This is a genomic window from Microbacterium sp. B19 (assembly GCF_000333395.1).
In the GTDB taxonomy this organism is placed as follows: domain Bacteria; phylum Actinomycetota; class Actinomycetes; order Actinomycetales; family Microbacteriaceae; genus Microbacterium.
Window position 1 is genome coordinate 1 of sequence record NZ_BADA01000446.1, and the last position, 10,330, is coordinate 10,330.

Consider the following 10,330-nt stretch of genomic DNA (forward strand, 5'->3'; position numbering starts at 1 on the left):
GCAGGCTCACGCCCACCGCGCCGGATGCGGCGTGCAGCAGCACCGTCTCGCCCTCGGCGGCACGCGTGACCTGGATCATCTCGCCCGCGGTCGTGCCGGCGAGCAGCAGATTCGCTGCCTCGGCGTGTGTCAGCGTCGCGGGCTTGGCGAAGACGTCGCGCGCGGGGACGTTCACCTCGGTCGCGTAGGCGCCCTGGACGCGGAACGCGACGACCTCGTCGCCCACGGCAAGGTCGCCCGAGCCGCCGACGGAGTCGGGGCCGACAGCCGTGATCTCACCCGACAGTTCGTAGCCGATGGCGACGGGGAATTCGACACCGGGTCGTGCGGACGCGACGTGCTTGGCATCCGCGGGGTTGATCCCGGCCGCGTGGACGCGGATCGTGACCTCACCGGGACCGGGCGCCGGCACCTCGACCTCGTCGAACGTCCAGTTCTCCACCGGACCGGGCTGGTGCGCCCGCCACTGCTTCGCCATGAACGTCGTCCTCTCGTCGTGAGATGGTCGGCTCAGAACCCGAGTCGGCCGAGCTGCTTGGGGTCGCGCTGCCATTCCTTGGCCACGCGCACGTGCAGGGACAGGTATACCCGACTGCCCACGAGCGGCTCGATTCCCTTGCGCGCGCGGGCGCCCACGTCAGCGAGACGTGAGCCCTTCCGCCCGATGATGATCGCCTTCTGGCTGTCCCGCTCGACGACGATGTTGGCGTACACGTCGGTGAGGTCGCTGCCCTCGCGCGGGGCGACGTCCTCGATCGTCACGGCGATGGAGTGCGGCAGCTCGTCGCGCACGCCGTCGAGCGCCGCCTCGCGGATGATCTCGGCGATCCGGTCCTCGAGCGACTCGTCCGTGACGACGTCGTCGGGGTACAGCGCGGGCCCCTCCGGCATGAGGGCCAGCAGCTCGTCGCTCAGCACGTCGAGCTGATCCCGGGTGACGGCGGACAGCGGGATGACGGCCGCCCAGTCCTCGCGCAGCGCGTCGACCTCGATGAGTCGCTCCGTGATCTGCTCGCGGGTCGCGGCATCCGTCTTCGTCACCAGCGCGACCTTCTTCGCGCGCGGGTAGCCCGACAGCGACTCGGCGATGCGCCGGTCACCGGGACCGACCTTCTCGGTCGCGGGTGCGCAGAACGCGATGACGTCGACGTCGCCCAGCACCTGCTCGACGAGGTCGTTGAGGCGCTGCCCGAGCAGTGTGCGCGGACGATGGATGCCAGGCGTGTCGACCACCACGAGCTGACCGCCGGGACGGTTGACGATGCCGCGGATCGCGCGGCGTGTCGTCTGCGGCTTGTCGCTCGTGATGGCGACCTTCTCGCCCACGAGGGCGTTCGTCAGGGTGGACTTCCCCACGTTGGGGCGACCGACGAAGGTCACGAAGCCGGATCTGTTGTCGCTCATCTGTCGTTCCTCTCGCGACCGGAGCCCGCGGGCGCCGTCTCGTCGTCTTCGTCGTCGTTGTCGGCGCGTTCCACGATCACCGTCGCGATTCCGCGGTTGCGCCCGCGCGAGGCACCGCCCGTCATGAGCAGGCCCGAGTGCTCGGCCGTCGCGCCGGGCTGCGGGATGCGCCCGAGGGCCTTCCCCAGCAGACCGCCGATCGAGTCGACGTCCTCGTCGTCGAGCTCGAGGCCGAACAGGTCGCCGACCTCGTCGAGGCCGAGGCGCGCGCTGACGCGGAAGCGCCCGTCATCGAGAGGCACGACCTCCGTCGAGGGCGCGTCGTACTCGTCGGAGATCTCGCCGACCAGTTCCTCGATGAGGTCCTCGAGCGTCACGAGCCCCGAGACCCCGCCGTACTCGTCCACCGCGAGGCACACGTGCACGGCATCCTTCTTCATCTGCTGCAGAAGGGTCTCGGCCTTCATCGACTCCGGCACGAAGACGGCGGGGCGGGCGATGCGGCGGATCGGCGCGTCGCGCCAGCCTGCTTCCTCGCGGAACCCGAACTGCACCAGGTCTTTCAGGTACAGCATGCCGACGATGTCGTCGGCCTCGTCGTCGGCGAGGGGCACGCGCGAGACGCCCTTGTCGAGGAACAGCGCGAGGGCTTCGCGGGTGGTGGCCGCGGCATCCACCGTCACCATGTCGGTGCGCGGGACCATGACCTCGCGGACGTACCGGTCGGTGAAGTCGAATACCGAGTGGATCAGTTCGCGGTCGTCCTCCTCGATGAGTTCGTTCTCGGCCGCCTCGTCGATGATGCTGAGCAGCTGCTCCTCCGAGGCGAACGACGTCGAGCGCGCGACCCCGGGCGTGAGGCGGTCGCCGACCGCGATCAGTCCGTGCGCGAGCGGCCCGAGCAGGATCCGCATGCCGCGGATGATCGGCGCGCCGCCCCGCAGCAGCCCGGTCGCGTGCTGCCGGCCGACCGCGCGGGGGCTGGCCCCGACGAGCACGAACGAGATGCCGGTCATGAGGATGGCCGCCGCGATCAGTGCGATCCAGATGTCGTCGAACAGCAGCATGAACGCCGCCGCCACGAGGACGGCGGCCGTGGTCTCGGCCAGCACGCGGATGAACACCACGGCCGTGATGTGGGCGCTCGGGTCGTCGGCGATGCGCTGCAGGGAGCGGGCGTTGCGGCCGCTCGCACCCAGTTCGGCGAGGTCGGCGCGAGAGGTGACGCCCAGCGCCGCCTCGGACGCCGCCATGAAGCCGCCGAAGGCGACGAGGATCAGGGCGAGGACGAGGAGGACGGCCGCGGTCATGCGCGGCGGCGACGCTCGACGGCCTGGAAACCGGTGATGAGCTCGCGCTGCAGGCCGAACATCTCGCGCTCTTCCTCGGGCTCGGCGTGNTCGAAGCCGAAGGAGTGGAGGAACCCGTGGGTGGTGAGGAGGGATCAGCTCGTCCTGCGTCGAGTGCTTCGCGGCGACCGCCTGCGTCTCGGCGACGGCCGGGCACAGCACGATGTCGCCGAGGAGACCCGCGGGGGTCGGCGAGTCCTCGGTGCCCGGACGCAGCTCGTCCATCGGGAAGCTGAGCACGTCGGTCGGACCCGGCTCGTCCATCCACTGCACGTGCAGGGACTCCATGGCGCCTTCGTCGACGAGCACGATGGCGACGTCGGCGTCGGGGCTCACGTGGAGTTCCGCGAGGTTGTACTCCATCAGGCGCAGGAGCACCTGCTCGTCGACCTCGTGGCCGGATTCGTTGTTGATCTCGATCGTCATGAGCGGTTTCGTCTCGGGAGGTGATCGCGCGGACCCGCGGGACGGGCCGCGCCGCGGCGTTCGGCACGGTTGGCGAATTCGGATGCCTCGTCGCGTTCGCGGCGGGCCACGAGACGCTTCTCGTCGTATTCGCTGTACGCATCGACGATACGGCCCACCAGCGTGTGACGCACGACGTCGGCACTCGTGAGGTACGAGAAGTGGATGTCGTCGATGTCGCCGAGCACCCGCGTCACGAGCCGCAGACCCGACGCGCCCTGCGGCAGGTCGATCTGGGTGATGTCACCGGTGACCACCATGCGCGTGCCGAATCCGAGGCGCGTGAGGAACATCTTCATCTGCTCGGGCGTGGTGTTCTGCGCTTCGTCGAGGACGACGAACGAGTCGTTGAGCGTGCGCCCGCGCATGTACGCCAGGGGTGCGACCTCGATGGTGCCCGTGGCCATGAGCTTGGGCACGATGTCGGGGTCCATCATCTCGTTGAGCGCGTCGTAGAGCGGCCGCAGGTACGGGTCGATCTTGTCGGTCAGGCTGCCCGGGAGGAACCCGAGGCGCTCGCCCGCCTCGACGGCCGGGCGCGTGAGGATGATGCGGCTGACCTCTTTGCGCTGCAGCGCTTGGACGGCCTTCGCCATGGCGAGGTACGTCTTGCCGGTGCCGGCGGGACCGATGCCGAACACGATGGTGTTCTCTTCGATCGCGTCGACGTACGCCTTCTGCCCGAGGGTCTTGGGGCGGATGACCTTGCCGCGCGACGACAGGATCGCCTCGCCGAGCACCTCGGACGGACGGGGTCCGCCGTCGGAGCGCAGGATGCGGCTGGAGCTGGACACGTCGGCCGGGTCGAGGCCCTGGCCGTTACGGGTCATCGTGAGAAGCTCCTCGACGAGGCCCTTGGCCGCGGCCACCGCGGAGGCGCCACCGGTGAGGGTGATCTCGTTGCCGCGCACGTGGACGTCGACGTCGGGGTGCTCCTTCTCGACCACGCGCAGCAAGCGGTCCTGGGGGCCCAGGAGCTGGACCATGGCGACGCCGTCGGCGTACAGACGCTCGACGACGGGTTCTTCGGGGGAATCAGCCACCCGTGCTCTTTTCGTTCAGTCCGCCCGCGAGAACGTGGGCGTGTACATGGAAGACCGTCTGACCGGCACCGGCGCCGGTGTTGAAGACGAGGCGGAAGTCGCCGTCGGCGTGCTCGGCCGCGACGGCGTTCGCGAGACCGATGATCTCGGTGAGGAGGTCGGGGTCGCCCGCGGCCAGTTCGACGACGTTGCGGTACTGCTCGGTCTTGGGGATCACGAGCAGGTGAACCGGCGCCTGCGGCGCGATGTCGCGGATCGCGAAGGCGTTCTCGGTCTCGGCGACGATCTCGGAGGGGATTTCGCCGCGGAGGATGCGGGTGAAGATCGACGGCTCGGTCATGGCATCCAGTCTATCGACGGGCTCGGACACGGGGCCGGGGCGGGCCGCCTGTGGGGTTTGGGGCGCATTCCTGCGTTCGGGGCGTGTGTTTCGCGCCCCGAGGCGACGATCGCGCCCCAAACCGCCGACGCCCTCCGGCGGTGCGTTACCAGCGACCCGTGGCGGCCGACAGCACCGAGATCGCCGCGGCACCCGCGGTCGACGTGCGCAGCACCGTGTCGCCGAGGCGCACGAGACGCGCGCCGGCGGCGCTGAGGGCGGCGAGCTCCTCGGGGGCGATCCCGCCCTCCGGCCCCACGACGAGCACGACATCGCGCTCATCGGAGGAATCGGATGCCAGAGACGTCAGCCGCTCGTCGGCGGTGGGCTCCAGCACCAGCACGTGCGCGTCCCCGGCGCGGGAGACGAGGTCGGCGAGCCGCGCGACCCCCTCGACCTCGGGGATCCACGCGCGATGCGCCTGCTTCGCGGCCTCGCGCACGATCGTGCGCCAGCGCGCGAGACCCTTGTCGGCCTTGGCATCCCACCGCGAGACGCTCCGCGCGGCCTGCCACGGGACGATCGCGTCGACTCCCAGCTCGGTCGCCGCCTGCACCGCGAGCTCGTCGCGGTCGCCCTTCGCGAGCGCCTGCACGAGCACGATGCGGGGCGACGGGCCGGGAACCTCGGCGCGGCCGGTGATCCGCACGTCGACCTGCTTCGGGGCCGCAGCCGTGACGAGGCCCTCGAGCCAGACGCCGCGGCCGTCTCCGAGCGTCACCGCCTCGTCGACGCGCACGCGCCGCACCGCGGCGGCGTGGTGCGCCTCGGGACCGGTCAGCACGACGACGTCGCCGACACCGGCGGTCGACGCGTCGTCGGTGACGAAGTGCAGCGCCACGGTCAGTGCCGGAAGCGGTCGCGGAACTTCGAGAACATGCCCTGCTGGTGCTCCGCGAGGCGCGGCGCGGGGGCCTTCGTGCGCTTGGCGAAGTCCTCGATGAGCGCGCGCTCCTTGTGGTCCAGGCGCGTCGGGGTGACGACGTGCACGCCGACCTTCAGGTCGCCGCGCTGGCTGCCGCGCAGCGGGGTGATGCCGCGTCCCTTGATCGTCAGCACGTCGCCGGACTGCACACCCGGACGCACCTCCAGGTCGACGCTCCCGTCGAGCGACTCGATGGTCGTGGTGGTGCCGAGGATGGCATCCGGCATCGAGACCTCTAGGGTCGCGAGCAGATCGTCGCCCTCGCGGCTGAAGGCGTCGTGCGACTCGACCGTGACCTCGAGGTACAGGTCGCCGTTGGGTCCGCCCGCGGGACCGACCTCGCCCGAACCGGGGAGCTGCAGGCGCAGGCCCGTCTCGACGCCGGCGGGGATGTCGACCGAGACCGTCCGGCGCGCGCGCACGCGGCCCTGGCCCTGGCAGGTGCCGCACGGGTACGGGATCGTCGTGCCGTGGCCCTGGCAGACGCTGCACGGCTGACTCGTCACGACGTTGCCGAGCAGGCTGCGGACTGTGCGCTGCACGTGACCCGAGCCGTGGCAGATGTCGCACGTGACCTCGCTGGTGCCCGGCTGCGTGCAGGCGCCCTGGCACGTCTCGCACAGGACGGCCGTGTCGACCTCGAGGTCGCGGTGCACGCCGAACACGACGTCCGCGAGCTGCAGGTTCACGCGCACGAGGGCGTCCTGGCCGCGCTCGCGCCGCGAACGCGGACGCGGGCCGCGACCCCCGCCGCCCTGCGCGCCGCCGAAGAACGTCTCGAAGATGTCGCTGAAGCCGCCGAACCCGGCCGCTCCCCCGCCGCCGAACGGGTTCTGGTCGCCGCCCATGTCGTAGCGGCGACGCTGCTCGGCGTCGCTCAGCACGTCGTACGCATGGGTCACGAGCTTGAAGCGCTCGGACGCGTCTTCGCCGGGGTTGACGTCGGGGTGGAGCTCGCGCGCGAGACGCCGGTACGCGCGCTTGATCTCGTCGGGGCTGGCATCGCGTGCGACGCCGAGGACCTCGTAGTGGTCAGCCACAATCGCCTTCCTGCCCGCTCACGCGGGGTCGATCCGTTTGGGTGCGGGTGCCGTCAACGAGCGTTGTCGTCGTCTTCGAGCATCCGGGTCAGATAGTGCGCGACGGCACGGACCGCCGCGAGGTTCGAGGAGTAGTCCATGCGGGTGGGGCCGAGCAGGCCCACACGCGCACCGCCGGCGGTGCCGTCGTAGCGGCTGGCGAGGACGGATGCCTCGACCAGACCGAACGGCTCGTTCTCGCGGCCGATGCTGGCCGAGAGTCCCTGCTCGTCGGCGACCATCTCGCTCATGAGCCGCAGCAGCGTGACCTGCTCCTCGATCGCCTCGAGGAGCGGATAGATGCTGCCGCGGAAGTCGGACTCGCGCTTGGCGAGCGTCGCCGCGCCGGCCATGACCAGGCGGTCCTGACGGAACTCGTCGAGCTCCTCGCCCACGACGTGGAGGACCGCGTCGGCGATCGCGTCGAGCGCGTTGCCAGGTCGAGGCCCGTCGGCCGTGGCGACCGTCTGCGCGCAGTCGGCGACGCTCCGGCCGACGAGCAGCGCCCCCACGCGGGCACGCAGCTGCACGATGTCGCTCTCGGTCGGCTCGACCGGCACCAGCGCGATGCGCTGCGACACGCGCCCGGTGTCGGTGACGAGGATCACGAGCACGCGGGGGCCGCCGAGGGCCACGAGCTCGACGTGCGAGAGGTTCGCGCGCGCGAACGACGGGTACTGCACGATCGCAACCTGACCGGTCAGCTGGGTGAGTGCCCGCACCGTCCGCGCGAGGAGGTCGTCGAGGTCGCCGGCTTCGTCGAGGAAGGAGGTGATGGCGCTGCGCTGGGCCGTGGAGAGCGGCCGCAGCTCGGCGAGATGGTCGACGAACACGCGGTAGCCCTTGTCGGTGGGCACGCGGCCCGACGACGTGTGCGGCGCGACGATGAGGTCTTCGTCCTCGAGCTGCGCCATGTCGTTACGGATCGTCGCCGCCGACACCCCGAAGGCATGCCGCTCGACGATGGCTTTGCTGCCGACGGGTTCGCGCGTGTCGACGTAGTCCTGGACGATCGCGCGGAGCACCTGCAAGCCGCGTTCGGACACCATGGCCGGCTCCCTCCTTCTGGCACTCCGGTCACCTGAGTGCCAATTCTAGAGCACCCGTCCGCTCCAGAGTCGGAAGCGCGCTCAGGCGGTGAGTGCCCGCACGACGGCGTCGGCGAGCAGCCGTCCGCGGCGCGTGAGCACGATGCGCCCGCGCACGGCATCCGCTCCTTCGACCAGGCCGTCGGCGATGAGGGATGCCACGGCCTTCCGGCCTTCACCGAGGAGCTCGGACACCGGGAGTCCGTCGCGGATGCGGCTGCGCAGCAGCACGGATTCGAGGCGCCGCGCGGTCTCGTCGGGCCGCTCGCGCGCCGCCGCCGGCGACTCCCCCGCGGCGAGGCGCTGCGCGTACGCCGCCGGGTGCTTGACGTTCCACCAGCGGAGCCCCGCGACGTGGCTGTGCGCGCCCGGGCCGAAACCCCACCAGTCGGTGCCGCGCCAGTACGCGAGATTGTGGCGCGAGCGGTGGGCCGTGTCGGTGGCCCAGTTCGACACCTCGTACCAGTCGTAGCCGGCACCGGCGAGGAGGTCGTCGGCCAGCTCGTACATGTCGGCCTGAAGGTCGTCGTCCGGCATCGCCACGACGCCCGAGCGGATCTGGCGCGCGAGCTTCGTGCCGTCCTCGACGATGAGCGCGTACGCGGAGATGTGGTCGGGCCGCAGCGCCGTCGCGGTCTCGAGCGACGCGCGCCAGTCCTCGAGCGACTCCCCCGGCGCGCCGTAGATGAGGTCGAGCGAGACGTCGAGTCCGGCGCGGCGCGCGGCGGCCACCGCGGTCGCGACGTTCCGCGGGTCGTGCGTGCGGTCGAGCACCGCGAGCACGTGCGGCTGCGCGGACTGCATGCCGATCGACAGGCGCGTCACCCCGGCCGCCGCGAGCGTCTCGGCGACGCGATCGTCGACGGTGTCGGGGTTGGCCTCGACCGTGACCTCGACGCCGTCGGCGATCCCGAACTCTTCGCGCACCGCGCCCAGCATCCGCGCCAGGTCGCCGGGCGGGAGGAGCGTGGGCGTCCCTCCGCCGAAGAACACCGTGGATGCCACCCGCCGACCGCCCGCGGCATCCATCACTCCACGCGCCAGGCGCACCTCGGCGGCGAGCGTGTCGGCGAAGTCCTCCTGGCGCGCGCCGCGGAGTTCGCTCGACGTGTAGGTGTTGAAGTCGCAGTAGCCGCAGCGGACGCGGCAGAACGGGACGTGCAGGTACACGCCGAAGTCGGCGGCGGGATCGAGCGGCAGGTCGTCGGGCAGTCGCCCGTCGACGGGGGCCGGGTCGCCGAGTGGGAGCGGTCCGCCCATCAGGACGTGTACAGCGGCGAGATCGCCCGCAGGTACCGCTGGAACAGCGCGCGACGGCGACGGCGCACGAGACCGAGGAACACGCGGTACGACGGCGCGGTGGGGCGGTCGAAGGCGCGCACCACGAACCACACCTCGTCGTTGTCGCGCCACTCGACGGCGAACAGTTCCTCGCCGCTGACGATCGAATGCCCCACGGTGCCGAGGATGTAGCCGACGCGGCGGGGCTCCTCGAATACCGAGATGACGCGGAGGTGGCCGTCGGCGCGGTGTCCATCGACCTTGCCGTGCACGCGCACGCTCGTGCCCGGGCTGACGAACGGCGTGCCGTCGGCGGCGAACCTCTGTTCGGACTCGAGGCGGCTCGGCGCGATCGGGGCGCCCTCGGCGTCGAAGCCGACGCCCGTGTACCCGCTGTCGGTCGCCGGGCGAACGTCGGTGATGCTCAGTTCCTCGGACCGGAGCGGCGCCCACGAGAGCAGCAGCTCGCTGGCCGCGGTGAAGCGCTCTTCGCCGCTGCCGATCCGCCACGCGTCTTCCGCGGGCACGGAGTACTCGGGCGGATACTGCATGAGGTCGTGCGCCTGGGTGGCGCCGACCGCTGCGTAGTCGACCGTGTCGTCGGTGAAGTTCTGCCGGCGCATGGTGTCCAGTCTCCTCTCCCCGGATGGGAAGTCGGTGGGCGTCGTTACTTCTTGCCCTCGACGTCGCCGGACAGGGCGGCGATGAACGCCTCCTGCGGGACCTCGACCCGGCCCACCATCTTCATGCGCTTCTTGCCCTCTTTCTGCTTCTCGAGGAGCTTGCGCTTACGGGTGATGTCACCGCCGTAGCACTTGGCGAGGACGTCCTTGCGGATCGCGCGGATGTTCTCGCGGGCGATGATGCGCGCACCGATCGCGGCCTGGATGGGCACCTCGAACTGCTGGCGCGGGATGAGCTTGCGGAGGCGCTCGGTCATCATCGTGCCGTAGCTGTAGGCCTTCTCGCGGTGGACGATCGAGCTGAAGGCATCCACCTTCTCGCCCTGGAGCAAGATGTCGACCTTCACGAGGTCGGCCGTCTGCTGACCGGCGGGCTCGTAGTCGAGGCTCGCGTAGCCCTGCGTGCGGCTCTTGAGGTGGTCGAAGAAGTCGAACACGATCTCGCCGAGCGGCATGTTGTAGCGGAGCTCCACGCGGTCTTCGCTGAGGTAGTCCATGCCGAGGAGCGTGCCGCGGCGGGACTGGCAGAGCTCCATGACCGTCCCGACGTAGTCCTTCGGAAGCAGGATGCCGACCTTCACGATGGGCTCGGACACCTCGGCGACGCGCCCGTCGGGGTACTCGCTCGGGTTGG

At 70.8% G+C, this 10,330-nt stretch carries 10 protein-coding genes and 2 pseudogenes; all 12 read right to left on the reverse strand.

From position 1 onward, the window contains the following. A partial coding sequence (locus tag I5G_RS15840) for an alcohol dehydrogenase catalytic domain-containing protein (protein WP_022879933.1) occupies window positions 1-478 on the reverse strand: 478 nt, incomplete at its 3' end. 32 nt (window positions 479-510) lie between these two features. Next, the gene (gene era, locus I5G_RS15845; RefSeq protein WP_022879934.1) at window positions 511-1,404 is read right to left on the reverse strand and encodes a GTPase Era; all 894 of its coding nucleotides are present in this window, start codon (window positions 1,402-1,404) and stop codon (window positions 511-513) included. Continuing rightward, window positions 1,401-2,714 carry a hemolysin family protein gene (locus tag I5G_RS27370; RefSeq protein ID WP_026096003.1) on the reverse strand — a complete coding sequence of 438 codons (1,314 nt, stop codon included), beginning with the start codon at window positions 2,712-2,714 and terminating at the stop codon, window positions 1,401-1,403. Before I5G_RS27370 ends, era begins: the two co-directional genes overlap by 4 nt. Beyond that, a pseudogene (gene ybeY / locus I5G_RS24870) lies at window positions 2,711-3,179 on the reverse strand (rRNA maturation RNase YbeY). Before ybeY ends, I5G_RS27370 begins: the two are co-directional and overlap by 4 nt. Beyond that, on the reverse strand, window positions 3,176-4,204 hold the full coding sequence (locus tag I5G_RS15855; protein WP_239642558.1) for a PhoH family protein: 1,029 nt from the start codon (window positions 4,202-4,204) through the stop codon (window positions 3,176-3,178). The pseudogene ybeY and the gene I5G_RS15855 overlap by 4 nt, the downstream one beginning before the upstream one ends. A 49-nt stretch (window positions 4,205-4,253) precedes the next feature. After that, the gene (locus I5G_RS15860; protein WP_022879937.1) at window positions 4,254-4,601 is read right to left on the reverse strand and encodes an HIT domain-containing protein; all 348 of its coding nucleotides are present in this window, start codon (window positions 4,599-4,601) and stop codon (window positions 4,254-4,256) included. Window positions 4,602-4,746: 145 nt separating this feature from the next. Then, the gene (locus I5G_RS15865) at window positions 4,747-5,481 is read right to left on the reverse strand and encodes a 16S rRNA (uracil(1498)-N(3))-methyltransferase (RefSeq protein ID WP_022879938.1); all 735 of its coding nucleotides are present in this window, start codon (window positions 5,479-5,481) and stop codon (window positions 4,747-4,749) included. 2 nt (window positions 5,482-5,483) lie between these two features. Then, window positions 5,484-6,605, reverse strand: a complete 1,122-nt coding sequence (gene dnaJ / locus I5G_RS15870) for a molecular chaperone DnaJ (protein ID WP_022879939.1) — start codon at window positions 6,603-6,605, stop codon at window positions 5,484-5,486. Between the two features lie 53 nt (window positions 6,606-6,658). Continuing rightward, window positions 6,659-7,693 (reverse strand): heat-inducible transcriptional repressor HrcA, encoded by a 1,035-nt coding sequence (gene hrcA / locus I5G_RS15875; RefSeq protein WP_022879940.1) that lies wholly within the window; start codon window positions 7,691-7,693, stop codon window positions 6,659-6,661. An 81-nt stretch (window positions 7,694-7,774) separates the two neighbouring features. Then, complete coding sequence (hemW, locus tag I5G_RS15880; RefSeq protein ID WP_022879941.1) at window positions 7,775-8,992, reverse strand: radical SAM family heme chaperone HemW; 1,218 nt, start codon at window positions 8,990-8,992, stop codon at window positions 7,775-7,777. Next, a complete protein-coding gene (locus I5G_RS22955) occupies window positions 8,992-9,636 on the reverse strand; it encodes a DUF1990 family protein (RefSeq protein ID WP_022879942.1) in 645 nt (214 codons plus the stop codon). The genes hemW and I5G_RS22955 overlap by 1 nt, the downstream gene beginning before the upstream one ends. Window positions 9,637-9,680: 44 nt before the next feature. Beyond that, a pseudogene (locus tag I5G_RS15890) lies at window positions 9,681-10,330 on the reverse strand (elongation factor 4); the annotation flags it as partial.